Annotated in this window: 18 protein-coding genes and 1 tRNA gene; 7 read left to right on the top strand and 12 right to left on the bottom strand. The window is 60.0% G+C overall.

The window, feature by feature from the left end:
• Positions 1-3: 3 nt before the first annotated feature.
• The 8 genes from HYPDE_RS17935 to HYPDE_RS17900 all read right to left on the bottom strand — a co-directional run bounded on the left by HYPDE_RS17935 (position 4) and on the right by HYPDE_RS17900 (position 11,443).
• On the bottom strand, positions 4-2,802 hold the full coding sequence (locus HYPDE_RS17935; RefSeq protein ID WP_015599977.1) for a [protein-PII] uridylyltransferase: 2,799 nt from the start codon (positions 2,800-2,802) through the stop codon (positions 4-6).
• Positions 2,799-5,627, bottom strand: coding sequence for a DNA mismatch repair protein MutS (mutS, locus tag HYPDE_RS17930; protein WP_015599976.1), 2,829 nt, complete (start codon positions 5,625-5,627; stop codon positions 2,799-2,801). The genes HYPDE_RS17935 and mutS overlap by 4 nt, the downstream gene beginning before the upstream one ends.
• Before the next feature lie 250 nt (positions 5,628-5,877).
• The gene (locus tag HYPDE_RS17925) at positions 5,878-6,846 is read right to left on the bottom strand and encodes a GNAT family N-acetyltransferase (protein ID WP_015599975.1); all 969 of its coding nucleotides are present in this window, start codon (positions 6,844-6,846) and stop codon (positions 5,878-5,880) included.
• 79 nt (positions 6,847-6,925) lie between these two features.
• A complete protein-coding gene (locus tag HYPDE_RS17920; protein WP_244437733.1) occupies positions 6,926-8,785 on the bottom strand; it encodes a PAS domain-containing hybrid sensor histidine kinase/response regulator in 1,860 nt (619 codons plus the stop codon).
• Between the two features lie 247 nt (positions 8,786-9,032).
• Positions 9,033-9,260, bottom strand: coding sequence for a Trm112 family protein (locus HYPDE_RS17915; RefSeq protein ID WP_015599973.1), 228 nt, complete (start codon positions 9,258-9,260; stop codon positions 9,033-9,035).
• A 31-nt stretch (positions 9,261-9,291) separates the two neighbouring features.
• Positions 9,292-9,975, bottom strand: a complete 684-nt coding sequence (locus HYPDE_RS17910) for an LON peptidase substrate-binding domain-containing protein (RefSeq protein ID WP_015599972.1) — start codon at positions 9,973-9,975, stop codon at positions 9,292-9,294.
• Between the two features lie 32 nt (positions 9,976-10,007).
• Positions 10,008-10,922, bottom strand: coding sequence for a thioredoxin (gene trxA, locus HYPDE_RS17905; protein ID WP_015599971.1), 915 nt, complete (start codon positions 10,920-10,922; stop codon positions 10,008-10,010).
• A gap of 5 nt (positions 10,923-10,927) precedes the next feature.
• On the bottom strand, positions 10,928-11,443 hold the full coding sequence (locus tag HYPDE_RS17900; protein ID WP_041321492.1) for a prolyl-tRNA synthetase associated domain-containing protein: 516 nt from the start codon (positions 11,441-11,443) through the stop codon (positions 10,928-10,930).
• A 157-nt stretch (positions 11,444-11,600) separates the two neighbouring features.
• Here HYPDE_RS17900 and HYPDE_RS17895 point away from each other — a divergent pair.
• From HYPDE_RS17895 to HYPDE_RS17860, 7 genes are all read left to right on the top strand, one after another.
• Positions 11,601-11,675, top strand: a tRNA-Gly gene (locus tag HYPDE_RS17895).
• A 279-nt stretch (positions 11,676-11,954) separates the two neighbouring features.
• Positions 11,955-12,347: a hypothetical protein gene (locus HYPDE_RS17890; protein ID WP_041321491.1), complete on the top strand. Its 393-nt coding sequence runs from the start codon at positions 11,955-11,957 to the stop codon at positions 12,345-12,347.
• Positions 12,348-12,487: 140 nt separating this feature from the next.
• On the top strand, positions 12,488-12,808 hold the full coding sequence (locus tag HYPDE_RS17885; RefSeq protein ID WP_051112028.1) for a hypothetical protein: 321 nt from the start codon (positions 12,488-12,490) through the stop codon (positions 12,806-12,808).
• Between the two features lie 1,050 nt (positions 12,809-13,858).
• Positions 13,859-14,479 (top strand): LemA family protein, encoded by a 621-nt coding sequence (locus HYPDE_RS17875; protein WP_015599963.1) that lies wholly within the window; start codon positions 13,859-13,861, stop codon positions 14,477-14,479.
• A 34-nt stretch (positions 14,480-14,513) separates the two neighbouring features.
• Complete coding sequence (locus HYPDE_RS17870; RefSeq protein WP_015599962.1) at positions 14,514-15,350, top strand: TPM domain-containing protein; 837 nt, start codon at positions 14,514-14,516, stop codon at positions 15,348-15,350.
• A gap of 5 nt (positions 15,351-15,355) precedes the next feature.
• Positions 15,356-16,006 (top strand): TPM domain-containing protein, encoded by a 651-nt coding sequence (locus tag HYPDE_RS17865; protein WP_244437732.1) that lies wholly within the window; start codon positions 15,356-15,358, stop codon positions 16,004-16,006.
• 63 nt (positions 16,007-16,069) lie between these two features.
• Complete coding sequence (locus tag HYPDE_RS17860) at positions 16,070-17,533, top strand: MFS transporter (RefSeq protein ID WP_015599960.1); 1,464 nt, start codon at positions 16,070-16,072, stop codon at positions 17,531-17,533.
• 113 nt (positions 17,534-17,646) lie between these two features.
• Here HYPDE_RS17860 and purH read toward each other — a convergent pair whose 3' ends face one another.
• The 4 genes from purH to htpX form a co-directional block, all read right to left on the bottom strand.
• Positions 17,647-19,230, bottom strand: coding sequence for a bifunctional phosphoribosylaminoimidazolecarboxamide formyltransferase/IMP cyclohydrolase (gene purH / locus HYPDE_RS17855; RefSeq protein WP_015599959.1), 1,584 nt, complete (start codon positions 19,228-19,230; stop codon positions 17,647-17,649).
• Between the two features lie 104 nt (positions 19,231-19,334).
• On the bottom strand, positions 19,335-21,047 hold the full coding sequence (locus HYPDE_RS17850; protein ID WP_041320641.1) for a heparinase II/III family protein: 1,713 nt from the start codon (positions 21,045-21,047) through the stop codon (positions 19,335-19,337).
• An 81-nt stretch (positions 21,048-21,128) separates the two neighbouring features.
• Positions 21,129-22,484, bottom strand: coding sequence for an RsmB/NOP family class I SAM-dependent RNA methyltransferase (locus HYPDE_RS17845; RefSeq protein WP_244437730.1), 1,356 nt, complete (start codon positions 22,482-22,484; stop codon positions 21,129-21,131).
• A gap of 46 nt (positions 22,485-22,530) precedes the next feature.
• Positions 22,531-23,520, bottom strand: coding sequence for a zinc metalloprotease HtpX (gene htpX, locus HYPDE_RS17840; protein WP_244437846.1), 990 nt, complete (start codon positions 23,518-23,520; stop codon positions 22,531-22,533).
• Positions 23,521-23,647: the final 127 nt, after the last annotated feature.

Raw genomic sequence — 23,647 nt, 5'->3', positions numbered from 1 at the left:
ATCTCAGCTCTCGGCGAGCCGTTCCGGCGCGACAGGGGCGTCTTTGTCAAGCATGACCGACTGAAGCCTGTCCCGTATAGCCCGCTGCCTGACTTCGCTCAAAATCTGTTTGCCGACGAGGTCGGTCACGTAGAAAACGTCGACAGCCTTTTCCCCGAACGTCGTGACATGCGCCGAGGCAATATCGAGCGATAGGTCCGAAAGCACCGACGTCAATTCGTAGAGCAGTCCCGGACGATCGCGCCCAGAAACTTCGATAACGGTCAACCGGCCGGAAAGGTCGTTATTGATAATGACTTCAGGCTCGACCGCGAAGGCCTCGACCCCGCGCGCGTTCGCTCTACGGCGCTCGAGAAGCACGGGCAGTTTTTCTTTACCCGCTAGCAATCGCTCGATCGTATCGGAAATCCGCTTCGCCCGGCGAAGCTCGTCCGCATCGTCATCGAACTCTCGATTGAGCAAAAAAGTGTCGAGCGCATATCCGTCGCGCGTCGTCGTGATGTGAGCCCCGGCGATATTGGCGCCGGACGCTGCGCAGGCACCCGCAAAGAGCGCGAGCAACCGCGCGTGATTGGGCGCGAAAACAGTCAACTCCGTAATGGCCGTGAATGCATCTGTTTTGACCGACGTCGCAAGCTTGGTCTGTGACTTGATTGCCTCGCGAACGACATGCGCGTGCGCGACTTGCGTCGCCGTATCGGTACGGAGCCAATAGTTCGAATAGTTGCGCGCGATGAAATCGTCGACATCGCTTTTGGGCCAGTCGGCGAGCGCCTCGCGCAACGCGGCAAGCGCGTGATCGATTCGCTGGTCACGCGGGATTTGCGTGTGTCCACCCGCAACCAACGGCTCGGTCTCATGATAGAGCGTTCGCAGCAACTGCCCCTTCCAGCCATTCCATACACCGGGTCCGACCGCCATGATGTCGGCGCAGGTCAGCACGAGGAGCAGCTTCAATCGCTCAGGGCTTTGCACGATGTTGGCAAACGCCCGGATCGTATCTGGATCGGAGACGTCGCGCGAATGCGCGAAATTGCTCATCGTCAGATGTTCTTCGATCAGCCACGCGACAAGTTCCGTTTCAGCCGCCGTCAAACCAAGTCGCGGACAGACTTTCCGCGCGATACGTGCACCGACTACCGAGTGCGCCTCCTTTCGGCCCTTGCCGATGTCGTGCAGAAACGCCGCGACAAGCAAGGCTCGCCGATTCTTGATGGACCGAAAAATCGACGTCGAAAGCGGCAATTCGGCAGCGAGTTCCCCCCGCTCGATCGCCGTGACATTGCCGAGGGTCCGGAGCAGATGCTCGTCGACCGTGTAGTGGTGATACATATTGAACTGCATCATCGCGACGATGCGGCCGAACTCCGGAAGAAACCGGCCGAGCACCCCGGCCTCGTTCATGTGCCGCAGCGACGCCTCGGGATTGCCCTTTGCGGTCAAGAGCGACAGAAAGATGTGGTTCGCTTCCGGGTCCGCGCGCAGGTTGTCGTCGATGAGCCGGAGCGAACTCCGAAGCACGCGGATCGCGCTCGGATGCAGATAGATCCCCATGCTTGCCGCTTGCGCGAAGAACCGTATGAGATTGACCGGATCGCGCGTAAACACATCAGGATCCGCGACATTCAGCCGATCGTTGTCCACGCGGAATTCGGTTCGTTGGCGAACCTCGCGCCGCGTCTTCCAATTGAGGGGATTGAGAAGGCTTTTATAGGTCGGCGCCGATTTCAGTTGCTGCATTTCGAGCGCGCCGCAGAGGATCGTCGTCAAATCGCCGACATCCTTGGCGACCAGAAAATAGTGCTTCATGAAACGCTCGACGGCGCGCATCCCGCCACGGTTGGTATAGCCGAGACTTTGCGCCATTGCCGACTGCACTTCGAACGAAAGGATTTCCTCCGGGCGTCCGGTCAGAAAATGCAGAAAACACCGCACGCGCCAGAGAAAATCTTCGCAGCGGCGGAATGTCTGGACTTCTTCCGGCATGAAGATGCCCGCTTCGACGGCAGCCGAGCCGACTTCCTGTCCAAAAATATATTTGGACAGCCACTGTAACGTATGGAGATCGCGCAGACCGCCCTTGCCATCCTTGATATTCGGCTCGACCTTGTAGCGGCTCTCCCATGCACGGCGCATGCGCTCGTCGCGTTCGGCCATCTTGGCGTCGATGAATTGCCGCGCCGTTCCGTTGATGACCTCGGCCCGAAATCTATCCTCGAATTCTGCAAAGAGCTGGCTGTCACCGAGGATCAACCGGGAATCGAGAAGCGCGGTGCGGATGGTGATATCGGCGTAGCCGAGCTTTAGGCACTGATCGACCGTGCGGGTAGCATGCCCGACTTTGAAGCCGAGGTCCCAGAGCAGATAAAGCATATATTCGGCAACACTCTCACCCCATGGCGTCTGCTTGTACGGCAGCAGAAACAGGAGATCGATGTCCGATCCCGGCGCGAGCAATCCGCGTCCATAACCGCCGGTCGCAACGATGGCCATGCGTTCCGCGTCCGATGGGTTCGTTGCCCGATAGACGTGGACCACGGTGTAGTCGTAGATCAACCGGATCAACTCATCCTGAAACAGGCTGAGACCGGCAGCACAGCGCCGCCCGTTGCCGTCGACTTCAAGCGCAGTCCGCGCCGATTCCCGCCCGAGCTTCACCAGACGTTTGAGGCTTTCGAGAACCTTCGGCCGTGCATCGACCGTTGAGGTGCTGGTGTTGAAATGCTTCGTCAGCTCATGACGCGCCGCCACGCCGTCGAAATAGGGCGGAGGAACGAGCCTGGTCAGCGTGTCTTGGGTCAAGACTGCGTCTTCTTTTCGGTTTCAGCCAGCGCCTTCAATTCATAGATTTTCTCAAGCGCCGATTTCGGCGACAGATCGTCAGGATGCATGGCGCGCAGCATCTTTTCAACGGCGGAAGGTGCACGCTCGTTAAGTCCGCTTTTTGGACGCATCGCCGAGAAAAGCGGCAGGTCTCCGAGCCCATCGTCGCCGGTGCGTGGACGCCGGTCTGCCTTCTCGAGGCGATCGAGGACTTCCCGCGCCCGGGCAACGACGGCGTGTGGTAGCCCTGCAAGCTTGGCGACCTGAATGCCGTAAGATCGATCCGCGGCACCGGCTTTAACCTTATGTAGAAAGACAATCGTGTCATGCCACTCGGTAACGTCCATCGTCACGTTGGCGATACCGTTAAGCCTGCGCGCGAGCGCCGTCAGCTCGTGATAATGAGTTGCAAACAGTGCGCGCGCTTTCGTGACGCCATGTAGATATTCGACTGTTGCCCACGCAATCGACAATCCATCGAACGTCGCAGTCCCACGCCCGATCTCATCGAGAATGACGAGCGAGCGCTCGCTCGCCTGATTCAGAATCGCCGCCGTTTCGACCATCTCGACCATGAACGTCGAGCGGCCGCGCGCCAGATCGTCGGAAGCACCGACGCGTGAAAAAAGCCGGTCCACGACGCCGATACGGGCAGACCTCGCCGGGACGTAAGATCCCATCTGCGCCATCACAGTGATCAGCGCATTTTGCCGAAGAAATGTCGATTTGCCGGCCATATTCGGCCCCGTGACGAGCCATATGCGCGCGTCAGGCGCGTTCTCGAAGCCTGCCGGTGCTTCGCTACCGTCCTTGCCGAGGATGCAATCGTTCTCGATGAACGCAGGCGCACCGCTTCTCGCAAGCGCCTGCTGCACGACGGGATGGCGCCCGCCCCTGATTTCGAATGCCATGCTCGCGTCAATCACCGGCCGAGTATAACCTTGCTCAAGTGCAAGATGCGCCAGCGCAGCAAAGACATCGAGTTCGGCAAGCGCAGCCGCAGCTGCGCCCAAAGCTGCAGCCGCAGCGCCGATGCGCTCGGCAAGATCGGTAAAGATCTCCTGTTCGAGATTGAGCGCACGCTCGCTTGCCGAAGCGATCATCCCTTCGGTATCGAGAAGCTCAGCCGTCGCGAAGCGCACCGCGTTCGCCATCGTCTGCCGATGCCGGAACCTATCGCTCAGCGGTGGCGACAGCAGCGGCTTCGCGTTGAGCTGCGTCACCTCGATGAAAAAACCGAGGATATTGTTATGGCGGACGCGAAGCGTCTTAATTCCCGTTTCCTCGATATAGCGCGCTTCGTGCTTGGCCATTACTTTGCGGCTATCGTCGCGCAAAGTGCGAGCCGCATCGAGATCGCCGTTGAATCCGGGCCGCACGAATCCGCCATCGCGGCGAAGCAGCGGCGGATCGTCGACGAGCGCCGAACCCAAAGCTTCTGCGAGATCCCCCGGAACCTGCGTCAGCCGCTCGCAAACGGACTTGAGTTCGGCGGGCAAACCCAAAGGCTGCGCCGACATCTCGATGAGCGACGTTGCACGACGCGCAACACCGATCGCGTCTCGCACGGCAGCAAGATCTCGCGGACCACCGCGCCCAAATCCGAGGCGGGGAAGTGCACGTGCTAAATCCGGCGCTGAGCGAAGCGTCGATCGGAGTTCGTCTAAAAGGCGACGATTGTCGACGAGATAGGCGACAGCATCGAGCCGCGCCTCGATAGCAGCCGGATCGGTCAACGGGCTCGACAGCCGTGCCTGCAGTTCGCGTGCGCCGGCACCCGTCACCGTACGATCCATCGCAGCGAGCAGTGTCGAGGATTTCTCGCCCGACGCGGCTCTGATGAGCTCGAGGCTGGCCCGGCTTGCCGCATCAATGAAAAGCCGCGCCCCAGCAGTTTTACGCGGCGGATTGACGAGCGGCTTCCGCCCCATCTGCGTGAGGTCGACGTATTTCAGAACCGCGCCGATAGCCGCTAGCTCGGACGTCGAAAACGCACCGAATCCCGAAAGATCTGCGACTCCGAGACACGTCTTCAGATCGCGGCTGCCAGCCGCAGAATTGAAATAGGCAGCCGGGATCGGCGTCACTTTGCCGCCCGCATATTCGACTGCCCGAACGAAGTTTTGATCGCCCAGCAAGCCATCCGCGACGATAATCTCGCGGGCTGCCAGCCGGATCAGTTCCCCTGTGAGATCGGAGCCTGCAACGTCGCCGACCTCGAACTCGCCTGTCGAAATGTCGAGCGAAGCAAGAGCCAGACGCGCGTCGGCATCGGTCGTTCCGATCTCATGTGGCGTTTCGCAGTACACTGCCGTCAGATAGTTGCGCGCCTTGGCGTCGAGAAGGGCCTCTTCCGTCACGGTGCCGGGCGTCACGAGCCGAACGACGTCCCGCTTGACGACGGCCTTGGCGCCGCGTTTGCGCGCTTCCGCAGGATCTTCAAGCTGCTCGCATACCGCGACCCGGTACCCCTGCTTGATGAGCCTCTGCAGGTATTCATCGGCGCGATGGACGGGCACGCCGCACATCGGAATTTCCTGGCCCTGATGCTTACCGCGCTTCGTCAGAACGATGGACAGCGCTTCCGATGCGACGACGGCGTCCTCGAAAAACAGCTCGTAGAAATCGCCCATGCGGTACCAGAGCAGGCTATTCGGGTTCGCGGCTTTGATCTCGAGGTATTGCGCCATCGATGGCGTGGCGTCCGCAACCGCGCGCCCGGCACCTGAGTTCGCGCTTTTTTCCGTTGACGGCGCATCAGATTCAACGTGCCGGTTCCGGCGTTGCACGTCGTGTTTCGACATTCAGAAAATCGTTCCGGTTAGCCCCAGCGGCCTCCCGGACGAAATCCCATAGCCCGGTCGAAGCCCGCGCTATGCATAGGTTGCGGCGGGACGAACGGCAACCAGCCAAGCCCCGGCTTATCCCGGGTGCCGTTGCGTAATTCCCAGCACAAACAAAGGCCCTATCGGCGCCAAGCAGCCCGCTAATCCACATGAATGGATGAGTGTTGCCATTTTGCGCGCCCGAGCCACGAATTTCGCGCGTCCCCGTTCAAGCGTCGGCAGCAATTCGACTCTTGGTCTCGGCCGGCGTGCCGTAATGCTCGAAATACCGCGGATCGATATTTTCGACCGGCATGATGATCAGCACGTCCGTCGTGCCGAATTGCCGGTCGATCACCGCCCCGTCTCCGACGTAGGCGCCGAGGCGCAGATAGGCTTTGATCAGCGGTGGCATGGCTCTCAACGCAGCCTTCGTATCGATGGCACCTAAAGGCAAGCGATCCATCGAAACATAGAGATCTTCTCGCGCCCGGCAACGCCACTCCTTTGGCGCTAGTGCGCGGTGGTGCAGATAACTGAGCGCCACCTCGTGCTCTTTGAGGTCGGTACCCTCAAAGCTCGCACATCCAATCATCACGTCGATGCGATTCTCTCGCACATACGTCCAGAGGCCGTGCCAAAGAAGCTCGACGGAACGTTTGCTGCGGTAAGGCGCGAGCACGCAAGACCGGCCAAGCTCCATGAAGCGGTGAGTCCGCGACCTAGTGTTGAGCAGAACGGAAATGTCGTATTCGCTCGCGGAGTAAAATCCAGGTCCCCGCTCAGCGACATCCTGGCGAAGAATTCTGTACGTGCCGACGACCTTGGGGCGCTCCGGGCGGCCGCCACGCGCCGGCTTCGTCTGATCGAGATCGATGACCAGCAGATGATCGCAAATGGCATCGTAGGCATCTTCGTCACGGCGGCGGAATTGCGCGAGCCGCGTCGGAGTAGCCGACATTTCTTCGTAAAAGACCTGATAGCGCAGCCGCTGAGCGAGCTTGATTTCCGACCAGGTCCGCGCCAAGCGAACTTCGAGATTTCCAACGCGGCCGTAAATTTTGGGTTCGATGTTGCGCGAAAAGACGTTGAGACCTCGCGACGAACCTTTAAGCGCCTCGAGTGTTCCGAGCCCCGCCAGAATTTTGACCGGCAATCCAGCGCGCCGCTTCTCGCGGGCCGCAATCGGCTGCCACATCGCCGAACCTTCCTCACCTGACTCCCAGTGTGGGAGCTAGCATGATTCCGTGACAGTTTTGAGATTTATAACGCCCAAACTAGGCCGCAGGGGACGCATTCTCCACCCGTTGCGGCATCCAGCGCAACAGCACCTCGTGAAGCTGACGGGCTTCAAAGGGCTTTGCGAGGTAATCGTCCATCCCGGCCGCGTAGCATCGCTCGCGATCTTCCGCAAAAGCATTGGCCGTCAACGCGACGATAGGCGGGCAAACAAGCCCGGAATGCTTGCGCTCGTCAAAAAGCTCCTTGATCGACCTCGCCGCCGTCAGGCCATCGACCCCCGGCATCAAAACATCCATCAGAATGAGATCGAAGGCAGGTTGGCGACGCTGAAGCATCTCCCACGCCGCCGCAATCGCAAGGCGGCCATCCCCAACGATGGTCGAAGTACCGCCGGCGCGCGCAACGATCTTTCGAGCGAGCAGCGCATTGATCGGATTGTCTTCGGCAATGAGAACGTTGAAGCTGCCTCCAACACTGCAGGCGGCCGATATGTCCATTGCCAAGCTGTCGTTGCAAGCGAGAGGCAGTCTCGGCGCCGGCACGATCGGGCTATAAGATTCAGGTCTCTCCGCAACATGGAAACGGAGGACCACCGTGAACGACGCGCCTTGCTCCGGATTGGATTCGGCAAAAATATCGCCGCCCATCGCATGCGCAAGCCGCTTGGAGATCGCGAGCCCGAGCCCGGTTCCTCCCGGATGACGGACCATTGTCGCAGCGCTCTGCTCGAACTCGTCGAACAGGTGCGCCATGAACTCTGCCGGAAATCCGACGCCGGTATCCGTCACTTTGATTGCAACTGCGCATCGGCCATCCGAATTGCGGTTCTCGTCCACGAGCGACAGACAGACACCGATGCCGCCCTTTTCGGTAAACTTGATGGCATTCGACAGCAGATTGAGCACAATCTGACGGACACGCATTTCATCGCCTTGCACCCACTCCGGCACATCGTTCGTGACGGTCGAGGTAAACGATAGACGCTTTGCGGCAGCACTCGGCGCCAATAGCTGCATCGCCTGCGCGACACAGGCTTTAAGCGAGAATGCCCGGCTCGCAAGATCGAGTTTACCCGCCTCGATTTTTGAAAAATCAAGAATATCGTCGATAAGATTGAGTAACGCTCGGGTGGAATCTTCAACGATGCGCGCACATGTCCGTTGCTCGGCATCGAGTTGTGTATCGCGCATGAGGCTGATCATTCCAAGGATGCCGTTCATCGGCGTCCGGATTTCATGGCTCATGGACGCAAGGAATCGGGACTTGGCGCGGCTCGCCGTTTCGGCTTGATTGCGCGCTTCCTTCAGCTCGCGCTCTACTCCCCGCTCGACAGTGATGTCGCGTCCGACGCTCTGAAATTCGATCCTGCCTTCTTCGTCTTTGATCTCCTGGACATCCCAGGCGATCCAGCGTTTTCCCTTTTGCGTTCGCAACAGTTGGACGACCCTGCGATCGTAAGCTGAAGGCTCCGGCCATTCATCCTCTATAAGAACGGGCGGCTCGAATGTCGACCCAAGCAAGGCTTCGCTGCGAACGCCGAACGCATCGCAAAATGCACGGTTCGCGAAAACAAGGCGGCCATCGGCCGAACGCCGGATAACGAAATCCCGCTGAACATCGAGAAGCTCGCGGTAGTGCAACGCGCGATCCGCAAACTCCCAATGGGCATCTTTGACGTCTTCGAGGCCCGCTGCTTCATGACTATAGATATCGTTCTTGGGGTAGACGATCGTGTGCGCCGTGCGACCTGTCTGGGCCAAGCTGAACAATGAACCAAGCGAAAGGAGAACGATGCCTACGGCAATACCAGGCATACCGGAATGTAGTGTCAGCCATTCGAGAATGACGCCGAAGACCGCCAGCACGAAGCCCGACGACGCTAACACCAACGCCACGCGCCGGGAGTTCGACAAGCGCCAACAGAACGCAATTGCGTGACACAGCACAGTGCGCCAATCGGCAAATCGCGCACGAAATAATTTCTGCAACAAAGCTGCCTGCCCCTGAAATGCGGAGACAGTCGACCTTCATGTTTTATGGACTCTAAAGAGATTTGGTTAAGCAGCAAAAATGATCGAACTTTATGACCAATTTCTTTAAACTCGTAGCAGCAATCAGCACGGAGACTACAAATCCAAAAGCCTAACGTGCTTTGAAATCATCGTCCGTCAAAGGACGTGCGGCATCCTCTATCATCAATGGAACGCCGTTGCGGATCGGAAAAGCCAGACCAGCCGCCATGCTGATCAACTCGCGCGCCGATGCATCGTAGATTAACCGCGTCTTGGTCAGCGGACAGACAAGCAGTTCAAGCAGCTTCGGATCGACTGCACTCGTTTGCTCGTCTTCGTTTTCTATGTCCGTGACCACTTGCAAGAACCTCCCGCAAATTGGCCGCACGCTATTGCAGCGTCGAACCGCTGCTGCCGTTCGATGCCAGATCGATTTCCGCGAGCGCCACCAGGACTTCGGCGCGTGATCTAAGATCTTTCGCTTCGAGCAGAGCTTGTTTCTCTTCCGGTCCGTAAGGACACATGACCGATAGCGCGTTAATAAGAAATTCGTTCGATGCACGCTGGATCGTTGTCCAGTCGGTCTTGAGTCGGTTGACCTCGAGATAAGTCTTCAGCACACGCAGCAAATTCTTCCGATCGACAAACTCTTCTCCAAGCCCTTCCGTCAAATCGCTCGCAAACCGGTCGTAGCTGACGCTCATAATGCGATACGGCTTGTCCGTTTCGGCTTCGCCGATGGATTCGAAACGCGTGATGCCGGTCAACGTGATGATCACCCGCCCATCATCGAGTTCCTGGTATGAGGTTACCCGGCCCGCGCAACCGACGGAGCGCAATTTCGCGGCCTTATCGAGGGGGCTTTCCTGATCATCGTCATCCGCGAGAATAGGTTGCAGAATGCCGATGATGCGCGCGCCCGACATCGCGTCATCGATCATTTCCAGATAACGAGGTTCGAAGATATTGAGCGGCAAGGTGGCGCGTGGCAGCAGTATGGCGCCGCGAAGCGGAAAGACCGGAATCCTCGCTGGCAAATCGGCCGGCCGCGTGTAACGTTCGGTAAGCGTCAAATTAACTCATCTCCGCGGACACACGCGCTCTCTCAACGAAACAAGATCGACGACAACCTGCGGCGTCCTTCGTTCACGAGCGGTTCCTTCGGACCCCAAGCGTCAAAAAACTGCAAAAGCTGCTTGCGCGCGGCTTCGTCGTTCCATTGGCTGTCCATCCTGACGAGATCAAGCAGAAGATCAAGGGCTTCGCCTCTCTCGCCGTTCGCCGCGAGTCCGACGGCAAGGTCGAAACGTGTTTGATGATCCTTGGAATTTTCCTCAAGGCGCCGTCTCAAAACCGAAAGATCGCCCGCCGTCGAGCCCTTTTCAGCAAGCAGAACGGCAGCTTCGACGCTCCTAACGGCGGCAACATCGCGTTTGTCAGGCGGAACGAGCGCGAGCGTCTGTTTGGCCCGGGTGGTATCGCCGCTGCGCAGATAGCAGGACGCAAGACCAGCCAGCGCCTCGGCATTGCTCCGATCCTCCTGCAGAACCGTCGCGAAAACCTCCGCGGCGCCCTGCAGATCCCCCTGCTCCAACAAATCTTCGGCCGACTTCAACAGTTCGCCAAGGCCGAGATCGGCGTCGTCTGCGATCAGACGGTCGACGAAAGCCTTGACTGCGCCCTCAGGCTGCGCGCCGACGAACCCGTCAATCGGCTGACCGTCGCGAAACGCCAGCACCGTCGGCAGCGACTGTACCCGGAGCTGCGCGGCAATCGCCTGATTTTCATCGACGTTGACTTTCGCCAGCCGCACCTTGCCGCTGTAGCTGCGCACGACCTTCTCGATCAGCGGCGTCAATTGCTTGCACGGACCGCACCAGGACGCCCAGAAATCGACGATGACCGGCGTGGACTTGGATGCATCGATCACGTCGGACTTGAACGACGCCGAAGTCGTGTCCTTGATGACGTCCCCGGCACCGGCAGTCCCCGGGCCAGATTTTTTCGTACCGAATTCCATGGGTTTCAACTCCTCGCCGCGATGTCTCCGGCGGTCAGCGCCATGACGCTGGGCTCATGGCCAGTGGATCGAATGAACCGCAAAAGATCCTCGCACGCAATGTTGGTCGTCGCCGTGTTCTCCAATGGATGACAGTTCACGCTGTCATGCACCATCAGCGCCTCGTCTATGACCACGTTGACACGCCCCTCAATATCGTTTGCAACGGCAAACGCCGTCACCGATCCCGGCGTTACCCCAAGCGTGCTCATCAGCAGGCTGGGTTTTCCAAACGAAAAACGCCCCATGCCAAGACGCTTTGCGAGCGCCTTGAGATCGACGGCCGTCGTACTTTTTGCGATGACGAGAACAAGCGTGCCCCGCTCGTCCTTCAGAAAGAGATTCTTCGTGTGCGCTCCTGGCAGCGGGATCTCGACCGATTGGCTTTCGGCAACCGTGAATACGGCGGAATGCTCGACAGTCGTCGTCTTGATATCAAGCTCCCCGAGACGGATCAGCAGGTCGTCGCGGTTGAGAGGCATATCGACATTCTTCTTTCGCTGCAAAGCCGTTACAGCCTTCCCACATCAACGATCCTGCGGCGTCATGGCCAGCCGCGATCGGCCCCTTGCAATGGGTTAGCACATGCGCCATAAGGCGTGTCTCTCGGCGCCGCAAGGTGCCGAACGTCACGGAATTGCGGGTGTAGCTCAGGGGTAGAGCACGACCTTGCCAAGGTCGGGGTCGAGGGTTCGAATCCCTTCGCCCGCTCCAGACGTTCCAGGGCCACCCCACCCTGTCGCCAATCGCTTGATCGCTGAAAAGCCGCCTAGCAGGCGCCGTGCGTCAGCGTGACCGCAGCCCATATTTCCGAGCCGACGCCCGTATTTGCGGGCGATTCTCGCCCCGGGGCGCTCGAATCTCACGGGCCCAACCGAGACACTCACAGTCCGGGCAACCTTCGTCCGGAAGGCGCGTTGCTCATGCATGGAGAGCCGGCGGCTTCGAGACCAGCGGAACATCGAACGCGGCTCAAAAAGCACAGAGGTCCACATGAGAAAGCATATAAGCGCACTGGCTGCGCTCGGCGCAGCGTTGTCTTTGGCGGCCTTCGTTCCGGCGGCTGACGCCGCGCATGTAGGTGGCGGAGGCGGGTTCTCAGCCGGCGGTCACGGCGGTGGCGGTTTCAGCGGTGGCGGTCATGCCGGCGGCGGCTTCGCAGCAAGAGGCGGAAGCTTTGGCGGTTCCCGCATGGCTCGCAATTTCGGAGGCGGCCACCATGGGGGATGGCACGGTGGCCACGGCGGCCATTGGCGAGGCGGCGGCTGGTATGGCTGGGGCCCGGCTATTTATTTCGGCGATCCATACTACGACGACTATTATGACTACGACTATGACTATGCGGACTGCTATTGGCGACACGGACGCCGTTTCTGCCGCTACTAGACTGCAACTATAAACCCAAGCTCCCTTGAACCTGGCTCCGGATTTAACCGTCCGGAGCCATTCTTGCGCGCAAGAGCCCGGTGACATCTATCCTTGCAGAGCCGCGAAGGTATGCGCGGGATCACACCGAGAGGCAGCACATGAAGAAGAGCATAAGCGCACTTGCCATGGCGGCGGCCGCACTGGCGATGCTTGCACCCGGCGCCGACGCGAACACGACCTACCACCAGCATTCGCGCCATTCACACAAGGCGCATGTCAAAACCCACCATAAGCACAACGCCTACCTGCATAAAGGCTATTCGCGCCCCGGACCTCTCTACGGATATCGTTTCGGCTTTTCGACATACGCGGGCGATCCATTCTACAGCGACGATTATTTCGATGGCCGCCGCTGCTATTATTTGCACCACCAAGATTTCTGCCGCGGGCCGAAATCTCTCGAATGGCTTCGTTGGTGAGCCTCGATCGCGGAACACAATTTATTTCGTTCATACCTGCATGAGCGTAGCCCAATTGCATCCCGCATCCGAAAACATCCCACTTTACGAATCCGTATAGAGATGGAGGAAAGCCACTCACTATAGTCGCTCCCGGCGTCAAGGCGGCGCCAAAAACCAAGGAGACGACAGAAATGAGGACGACATTGGGGGTAGCAATTGTTGCTGCCGCGATGGTGCTTGGTGGAGGATACGCCAGCGCAACCGTCAACGGGAACGTTCACACACTGAACCTGATCTCCAAGCAAGCATCGCCGACACAAGATGTGTATTGGCGCCGCTGGCACCATCGCCACCACCGTCACTGCTGGTGGAGGCACGGCCGTCGCTTTTGCCGCTGGTGGTAAGCTATTCCGAGTGCGGCGACGTTCCGCTCGCCGCACTTCCTTTTCTGCGCCGCAGAGGCGCCAACCTGGCGCCATACTCAATCGCCATAATGCACTCGCAATGTCAAAGAAGGGTGCATTCGATTGAAGCACATCATTCAAGTCATGCAGGCGACACTCGCATGTATGATTATGGTGGCCATGGTATTCAGCGTTCCCTTATTTGCTATGGCCTTCCCGATACACGTCGATGTATCGCTATCGCGTTGGAAGCAGCTATTCCCAATTCATCAGCCTGCGAATAAAAATCTGCCGACCTAGCGCGAACCCAGCTGGAATTGAAAAGGCCGCACTGGAATGCGGCCTTTGTCGTAAATGGCTGCGCCGCTTCATCAGCGATCGGCCGCGCCGGGGCGAACGAACCCAAGCATATCCGCCGGGCGGATCAGAGCTGTTCGCGCGTTGCGCCGACGACAGGCGGATGCGAAAAGACGACCAAGCCCGCCGGACGCACGCGTGGTAAAACAATTGCCAAGCGCATTAATCGTTGTAGAGACGGTTGCTTCTCCGTTCCGTCACTTGAACGCGGTAATGGAAGCTCATAGGAAAGGAGCGGGCCGTAACGGCCTTGCGAAGCTCACTGCGTGTGCGCCTATGAGGCGCCAGAACAGGGACGATCCGCGCCATGACTGCCATCACCAGAATGTTCGTCGTACGGCCGCTCGCGTTTCTCGCGATCCTCGGAGCTGCGCTTGCAATGGCGGGCTGCGGCATCAATACGATTCCAACATATGAGCAGCAGGCAAAAGCGGCCTGGAGTGAGGTGCTCAACCAATACAAGCGGCGTAGCGATCTTATCCCGAATCTCGTCGAGTCTGTGAAGGGCTTCGCCGACCAGGAGAAGTCGGTGCTCACTGAAGTCACCGAAGCACGCAAGCAAGCGACGAACGTTCAGATCCCGCCCGACATCCTGACTAATCCCGAAGCCATGAAGAAATTTCAGGATGCGCAATCGACGCTCGGCGGTGCGCTCGGCCGGCTGATGGCCGTCGTCGAACGCTACCCCGACATCAAGTCGGGGCAGAACTTCCTGGCGCTCCAGAGCGAACTCGCGGGCACCGAGAACCGCATCGCCATCGCGCGCCGCGACTACATCGATGCCGTCCGCGCCTACAATACGGAGATCACCACGTTCCCCGGACGCCTCTGGAAAACCGCTCTTTATCCCTCGGCCAAGGAAATGGCGACGTTCGATATTACCGCCGAGGAACAGAAGGTGCCGAAGGTCGATTTCAGCAAACCGTAACGGCGACGGTTTCAAACTTGACGGAATCCGCCCGATGACTGGCGCAGCAATCGCCGCTCGGTCCTTGATGCCACGTCGCGAGCCCTGGGCGGGCGTGCGTCTCGCGCTGCTCAGCCTGCTGGCGGCGTGTGCATTTTTCATCGCCCCGGTTTACGCAGCTCCGAACTATCCTGAGCTTGCCGGCCGCATCACCGATCAGGCCGGACTTCTCTCGCCGGAGGAGAAGGTGGACATCGAACGCGCCCTCGCCGAACTCGAGCAGACTTCGACCGACCAGATCGCCGTCGTCACGGTCAAATCGCTCGATGGCTACGCGATCGAGGACTACGGCATCGGCCTCGCGCGCAAATGGGGCATCGGCCAGAAGGGCAAGGATAACGGCATCCTGCTCATCGTCGCGCCGAACGACCGCAAGGTGCGCATTGAGGTCGGCCGCCGTCTCGAACCGTACATGACCGACACGATGTCGGCGCTCATCATCCAGAATGCGATCCTGCCGAAGTTCCGGCGCGGCGACTATGCAGGCGGCATCAAGGATGCCGTACGCGACATCAAGACGGTCGTTCTGGGCGATCCCGAAGAGGTCAGGCGCCGGGCGCAAGGCGGTCAGCCGCCCCAGGGCGATTCGGCAGAGATGTTTCAGTTGCTCGTCTTCCTGCTGTTCGTCGCATTCATTCTGTGGGTCTCCTACAACAACGCCAGATCCATGCAGACGGGCGTGCCGGGTGGACCACGACGACGCGGCGGTATCATCATCATCCCAGGCGGCTCCGGCAGCTGGGGCGGCGGCTGGTCCGGTGGCGGAGGAGGTGGGGGCTGGTCCGGTGGCGGCGGCAGTTTTGGCGGCGGCGGTGCTTCGGGAAGCTGGTAGCGCTAATGACGAAACAAACAGAACGGTTGCGAGCTATGAGCTTCATCAGCAGCAAGGACGCTGAGCTGATCTCTGAGGCGATCACAAAGGCCGAGCGGAAAACGTCGGGCGAGATCGTTGCCGTGGTCGCGGATCAGAGCAGCCGCTATCAGCATATCCCGCTTATGTGGGCGGCACTCTTGGCGCTGATCGTCCCCTGGCCGCTGATCTACTTCACCTGGATGAAGGTGCAGATTATCTTTCTCATTCAACTGATCGTTTTTCTGGCGCTGTTCTTTCTCACCTGGCATCCGAAGGTACGAATGGCGCTCGTCCCGCGTTCGATCCTGAATGCCAATACCAGGCGTCGCGCCGCCGAGCAGTTCCTCGCCCAAAACCTGCACACGACGACCGGCCGCACGGGCGTCCTGATCTTTGTCTCCGTCGCCGAACAACGCGTCGAGATCATCGCCGACAGCGGCATCGATACGCGCGTTCCAAAAGGAACATGGCAATCGATTGTCGATGAATTCACGAGCGAGATCGGCGCCGGCAGGGCACTGGATGGCTTTGTTCGCGCGATAGAACGGATCGGCGCACATCTTTCCGAGCACTTCCCGCCTGGATCAATCGACCCGAACGAGCTTCCAGACCACCTGATCGTTCTACGAAACTAACGACCGAAATGTGCTGAGGCGCTCGCGGGCACGCGCGCTGCAGCACCGATAAAGGGGAAAAGCATGGCGACAGTCGATCTCGGCGGCGCCGCCGCGAGCGGAGCACTGGCGGCAGGTCTCCCGATAAGACGCGCACCGGCACGCGCGCTCGTTTCATGGATGCTGTTCGACTGGGCGACGCAGCCACACTACACCCTCGTGCAGACATTCCTTTTCGCCCCCTATTTTGCCAACGCCATCGTTCAGAATCCGGTCTGCGGCACGCTGATCGCGGAAGGCAGCGAGAAGGCAGCCTGCGGACAGGCGCTCTGGGGCTACGCCGCCTCGGTCGCCGGTCTTCTGATCGCCGTTTTGAGCCCCTTCCTCGGTGCCGCGGCAGACGGTCGTGGCGCACGCAAACCATGGATGGCCGCACTCTCGCTCGTCTTTCTCGCAGGCTTGAGTGCGCTCTGGCTCGGAACGCCCGGCGCGCCCTTGATGACTATCCTGTTGGTGCTCGCAGGCTTCGTCGCGGCGACGTTAGCGGCCGAGCTGATGGCCGTCTTTTCTAACGCGATCATGACCGGCCTCGTGCCGAAGGGCGAACTCGGACGCCTGTCTGGGACGGGCTGGGCCGTCGGCTATTTCGGCGGCCTGGTGAGCTTGGCTCTCGTCGCGGGCTTCCTGGTGCCGATGCCGGGCGAGACGAAAACGCTCCTCGGCCTCGATCCGCTGTTGACCCTCGATAGCGCCTCGCATCAAAGCGACCGCATCACCGGACCGTTCGCAGCCGTCTGGTTCGCGATCTTCATCATTCCGTTCTTCCTGTTCGTTCCGGACCGGAGAGCGGCGAACGGTTCAGCACAACCGCAGCGCTCAGCTGCGGCCGAACTTTGGCACACCGTCAAGTCGCTGCCGTCGATGCCGAGCCTGATGATCTTCCTCATCGCACGCATGATCTTTACCGATGGCCTGACGGCGATCTTTGCGTTCGGCGGTATCTACGGCGCGTCAGTCTTCGGTTGGGGACCGCTGGAGCTTGGCATCTTCGGAATCATCTTGACGCTGGTCGGTGCGTTCGGCGCGCTGATCGGTGGCCGTTTCGATGACCGGCTCGGCCCAAAAACCGTGATCATTTGCGCGCTACTGGCCCTCGTCGCAGGAGCAATAGGAATTCTCTCAGTCGACAAAACGCACGTACTGTTTACGATCGAGGTCGCCGAAAAAATGGTGGGCTCGAAGCCGTTCTCCTCGACGGGCGAGCAAGTCTTCCTCGCATTCGCCATTCTTGTCGGCCTCGTCGCGGCACCCGTACAGGCCGCCAGCCGCTCGCTTCTCGCCCGCCTCGCACCAGCCGAGAAGATGACGCAATACTTCGGCCTCTTCGCCTTCTCCGGAAAGGTGACAGCCTTCCTCGCACCCTTCGCCGTCGCATTTCTCACGCAGGAAACCGGCAGCCAGCGCATCGGCATGTCGGCCGTTCTCGCGTTCCTGCTGATCGGCGTCGTCCTGATGCTGTTCGTCAGGACTAAGGAGCACGCGAAATAGCGCAGCAACCACAAATTCCCCTCCCCCCTTCGCGGGGAGGGGTCAGGGGTGGGCGGCCAAGCAACGCTCAATGATTTTGCGGCACTTGCTTGGTATAGCCGAGTGAGCCAGCGTCAATGCCGGAAGTGGCGGACTCCGGTGAAGACCATCGCCAGACCACGCTCATCGGCAGCCTTGATCACCTCGTCGTCGCGCATCGACCCACCGGGCTGGATGACCGCCGTCACGCCCGCCTCCGCCGCCGTGATCAAGCCATCGGCGAAGGGGAAGAAGGCATCGGAGGCGACGACCGAACCGACCGTCAGCGGCGCGTCTAAGCCTTGCGCCTTCGCAGCTTCCGCCGCCTTCCAGGCTGCAATGCGCGCCGAGTCGACTCGGCTCATTTGACCAGCCCCGACGCCGACCGTTGCGCCGCCTTTCGCGTAAACAATGGCGTTCGACTTGACGTGTTTTGCGACCTTGAACGCGAATTTCAAATCAGCGAGCTCAGCGGGCGAAGGCGCGCGCTTCGTAACGACCTTCAGATCAAGATCATCGGAATTCTTGTCATCGCGCGTTTGCACGAGGAACCCACCCGCAACCGATTTGACCAGCAAGCCCGCCGCGCGGGAATCGGCAAGCCCGCCCGTCAGCAACAGCCGCAGATTTTTCTTAGCCGCAAAAACAGCTTTCGCATCCTCAGCCGCATCAGGCGCGATGACGACCTCGGTGAAGATTTTCGTGATCTCTTCGGCCGCATTTTTGTCGATCGGCTGGTTGAGCGCCACGATGCCGCCAAACGCGCTAACGGAATCCGACGCAAGCGCCTTCAAATAAGCATCCTTGAGCGAACCGCCGATCGCCACGCCGCACGGATTGGAATGCTTTATGATCGCGACCGCCGGAGACTTCGCATCGAACTCCGACACCAGCTCGAAAGCCGCATCCGTATCGTTGATGTTGTTGTAAGAGAGTTCCTTGCCCTGCAGTTGCCGTGACGTCGCGACACCGGCACGGCGGCGATCTGAAACATAAAGCGCCGCCGACTGATGCGCGTTCTCTCCATAGCGGAGAGATTGCGTGAGCTTGCCGCCGAATGCGCGCCACTCCGGCGCGGGAGTTTCGAGGACGCCCGCAAACCAATTGCCGATCGCCGCATCGTAGGCCGCCGAACGCGCAAATGCTTTGGCCGCGAGCTCCTTGCGAAATGCCAACGTCGTCGCGCCGCCGTGTTCGGAAAGCTCTGAAAGCAGCCGCGCATAGTCTTCGGTCTCGACGATGACCGCGACACTTTCATGATTTTTCGCAGCGGCGCGAATCATCGCAGGACCGCCCACGTCGATATTTTCAACGCAATCTTCGTAGCAGGCGCCCTTCGCGACCGTCGCCTCGAACGGATAGAGATTCACGACAAGAAGATCGATCGGCACGATGCCATGATCGCTCGCAGATTTTTCATGGTCCGGGTTGCCGCGAATGCCGAGAAGACCGCCGTGGACGCGCGGATGCAGCGTCTTCACCCGGCCATCCATCATTTCGGGAAAGCCGGTCAATTCCGAAACATCGATCACCTTAAGTCCGGCAGACTTGAGAGCCGCCGCCGTACCGCCGGTTGAAATGATCTCCACGCCGCGCTCGGCCAATGCACTGGCAAAGGGAAGAAGCCCGGACTTGTCGGAAACCGAGAGCAGCGCACGTCGTATTTTCGGATCGGCCATAGTCACCCCGCATGGTTGCGAAAGGCGGTTATCATGCTCTTACCGGCAAGACCATCCTACCCGCGGAGAAACGCGCGATTGTGCCGCGTTAACAGAGCGGACGCTTAACTGAGTATATCCGAGGACTCGGCCCGCATCGACCAGTGAACGTCCGTTTCGCCGAATGTCGTGCCGCGAAGCACGATCTGGAGCGACGGTCTCGGCCCAGCGCTATCGACGTAAAAAATGCTTTCCTCGATCGACAGCGACACATCCTTGGCACTGAAAATCCAGAAACGCCCGTCCGGCAGCTTCACACGGCAGACGGTCCGGTCGCCGAGCGTGCAACGGCAATCCGGATGCAGATGGAAATGGATCGCATAGGGTAAATCAGTCTTAAGCCGAAGCTGGCCCTTGGGCGGCCTCAGCGCATCAACGCCTTCGAGCGTGTCGCCGACAGCAGATAGAGAAAGGCGACGGGAATGGATCAGCCCGAAGCGCTTCAGATAGCCGTCGTGATTGGCATTGAGGACAGCCTGGCCATTCTCGTCGCCATATTCCGAGAAGATGTTATCAGGACCTCTGATCGGCAGCCCTCCGATCATCGCCTCCAACTGCGGATGCCGCACGAGCCGCGACGACGATGCTTCAGCGAGAACGAGCGTGTTATGGCTTGCGGTAGCACGCGCGGCAGAAACCCAGCTTTGATCGGCTGGCCCCGGAAATCCACCATTCGCCAGAACGAGATATTGCCGCGACGACATTTCGAAAGAGAGCGCGCCCGCCTGGGCCTCGGTCGCCATTTCGAGCGGCGGCGGCACGCCGATGTCAGCGACGATCGTCGTATCGCCGCGCTCCAGACGGACGTAACCGGAGGCGCGAGCGGCAGAGGGCATTTCGAGATCGCCGCTAGAGTACCCAAGAACGGTCGCAACCGTTGCCGGCGAACCGGTGCTGACGCCGTTGAAACGCGCCAGCATACCGTCGCCGAGACGCATGAATCGCAGGAAGCCCAGCGATTTCTTGACCGAGGCGCTGATCTCTTCGGGCGGCTGGCGACCCCGCGAATGGAAGCATTGGCCGAGCGGAAGCAAATCGAGGATCAGGTCGGCCAAGACGCTGGCGCTGCGGCTCACGTGCCCGCCATCATCAAGGATTTGCCGGCTCAATTCCTCGATGAGCGCATCCTGTGCGTCCTTGAGCTGCCGGTCGTGACCCGAGACGGCGAGATCGGATAGGACGAGCGCGATCAGACAGACCAGTCGTGGAATCCCGTCCGGCGCATTGCGCCACGTCGCCTTCAACGTGACGATCTGCTGACCGATGCTCGACATGACTGCCGAGTACGACCGCGCATCGAGACTTTCGAGCAGCATGCCCGCCTGTGCGATCCAGGAAATGAGCCGGCGGCCGACGATTTCCGGTTCGTATGCGATGCCGCTCGGGGTACGCCGCAGCGCGATCCAATCGAGAACCAGATCACGCGCCGCAGCGGCGGCTTCCTCTTCTTCCGTTGCCGCGAGGTGGCGAAGCCAGCCGAAACCATGAAGCTCGCGCGCCCAGGCAAGGCTCGGGGGCTCGACACGAAACGGCGAAGCACCCTTGAGATCCGCGATTTGTGACGCAAGGCCGAAGTGGCCATGCGCGACCTCGCTCCAGAAACTCGGATCGGCAGCGCGCAGCTCTTGCGGCACAATAAGAATTTGGTCGGCACCAGCCCCGGCGTAACGCCAGCGAAAAATTGGGGAAGAAAGCGTGCGCGTCAGAGCCCGGCGACGCAGGCGCTCGACGGACAGCGAGCGAATTTTCAAACGCTCAGTGACGTTGAGGCTCGACATGCGTTTCCCTGACTGGTGCACGGTCACTTTCGACCTAACCTTGCACCGGCGCGAAAACAAGGCGTGACGATCAGGTATCGGTTAACAATCGGATTTCACAAGCGTCGCCGCGTAAAAACCGTCAAGTCCACGAATCCCTTCGGGAAGCTCCGAAAAATAAGAGGGAAGCGTCCTGAGATCGCCATCGGCCGTCCGCCACAGCAGTGGAATAACCGTCTCATCGAGTTGAATCGGCTGGCGCCGGAAATCACTGCGCTCGGTAAGAAAGGCTGCGATCTGATGCTCGCCTTCTTCAGGTTCAAGCGAGCACGTGCAGTAGAGCAGCGTGCCGCCAGGCCTAACGAGCCGAGCCGCCTGCCGCAGCAGCTTCGCCTGCAATGCGGCGAGTGCGGCAATATCCTCCGAGCGCTTCAAGTAAAGGATATCGGGATGACGGCGGATCGTCCCTGTCGCGGTACACGGCGCATCGAGAAGAACGACATCGAACATCGTCTCGCTGGTAAAGCTTTGCGCGTCTGCTACCGAAACGTCCGCGGAGAGCCCGAGGCGTCGAAGATTTTCCTGAAGACGCGCCAACCGTCCCGCCGATTTGTCGACGGCGAGAATGCGCGCGCCACCCGCCGCAAGCTGCGCCGTTTTCCCGCCGGGCGCAGCGCAAAGATCGAGCACGGACAACCCGGTCACGTCTCCGAGGAGCTTAACCGGCAAGGCAGCGGCAGCGTCCTGTACCCACCACGCGCCATCTGCATAACCCTCGAGATCTTCGATGCGTCCGACATGTGAGCAGCGCACAGACCCCGTCGGCAAGGTGATGCCGTTGAGACGCGACGCCCACTCCTCCGCGTCGGATTTGACAGTGATGTCGAGCGGCGGCTCGGAGAGCGAAGCGCGCGCGATCTGCCGCGCCTCGGCAACTCCATAAGTCCGACTCCACCTGTCAAGCAGCCAATCCGGAAACGTCAGCATAATATTGTCGAGGGAAGCGAGACGCCCGCTGCCGCTTTCGCTCAACCGCCGGAGCACCGCGTTGACGAGATTGCCGAAGCGCCGCCCATTGCGATCGGCCCGGCACTGATCGACCGCGAGTGAAATGGCGGCATGCGGAGGCGTTTGAAGGAGCAGCAATTGCGCAGCAGCCGCGAGAAGGATCTGTTCAAGCCGGCCGAGATGCTCGGGCAAGGGCTTCTCAAGGTACGTTTTGAGCACCGCCTGCAGCGAACCGCGGTTGCGCAGAACTGTCGTCGCGATCAGCCGCGCAAAAGCGCGATCGCGCGCCGCGAGCGCCCGTGTCGCCGTGGCCTTTGCAAAGACATCGTCGAACGGGCGCTTTTCAATAAGCACGGAAAACAGCGCCGAAACGGCAACGTCACGCGCCGGCAATCCATCGCTACCCGCTCGTGAAGCAGATGATTTGAGTCGGGTGCGAGCATCATGCATCGGCGCACCCCTGGCGCGCCGGTTGTTAGTCATTGCTTTCGACACGTCACCCCCAAGGGCTCGGAGGTTTCGTGTATCTTTGGCCGCCGATCCAGACCTCGCCGCGGCTGTCGTCCGAAGAATCGGGCATCGCATCCCAATCTGAGGATTCTGCCTCGCCGCGCGTACCTGCCGTTACACCCATCTCACGCGCCAATGCTTCGAGCGCAGCGATACGGTTCTCAACGTTGGGATGTGTCGAGAAAAGGTTATCGACACCGTGCCCGTTGAGCGGATTGATGATGAACATGTGCGCGGCGGCCGGAACGGATTCCGCCTCGGGGTTTTCAATTCGCCGCGCCGACCTGTCGATCTTCCTGAGCGCCGATGCGAGCCAAAGCGGATTACCGCAAATCATCGCGCCCATGCGATCGGCCTGATATTCGCGCGATCGGCTGATCGCCATCTGCACGAGCCCTGCCGCCATCGGTGCGATGATAATGGCGGCAAGGGTACCGAGAATGCCAAGACCGCCGCGATCATCGCTACGGCCGCCCCCGAACAGCATCCCGAATTGCAAATATTGCGCGAACATCGAAACCGCGCCGCCGATCGTGGCCGCGACGGCCATTGTCAGCGTGTCACGATTTTTAATGTGCGAAAGCTCGTGCGCCATCACGCCCGCAAGCTCGCCCCTGTTCAGGGTCTCAAGCAGCCCTGTCGACGCACAGACTGCGGCATTCGACGGATTGCGCCCCGTCGCAAATGCATTGGGCTGCGGATTGTTCATGACGTAGACCCGCGGCATTGGCAGCGCCGCCCGCTTAGCGAGATCGCGAACCAGTTGCACAAATTCGGGCGCGGTTCTGCCGTCGACCTCCTGTGCATTGAACATGTGCAATACGGCCGTGTCAGACTTCCAAAGGCTGAACGCGTTCATAACCATCGCCGCGAAGAACGCGACGACGAGGCCGGACTTACCTCCGACCGCAGCGCCAAGCGCCACGAAAATCGCGGTAAGCACAGCCAGAAGAAGCGCAGTCCTGGCATAGTTCATCGGCATTCGTGACGGTTCCCATAAAACGGCCGCAGGCCTTTCTGCGGCTGACCGCAGCATATATATGGTCACGTCAAGATCGTATAAAGGGCTGAAAGAACCAGGCTCCGCCTGCAATTGAAGGCAC

It is taken from the genome of Hyphomicrobium denitrificans 1NES1, from assembly GCF_000230975.2.
Classification (GTDB): Bacteria; Pseudomonadota; Alphaproteobacteria; order Rhizobiales; family Hyphomicrobiaceae; genus Hyphomicrobium_B; species Hyphomicrobium_B denitrificans_A.
The sequence above is the reverse complement of the archived record's forward strand: the minus strand, read 5'-3'. Positions and strand labels throughout refer to the sequence as shown.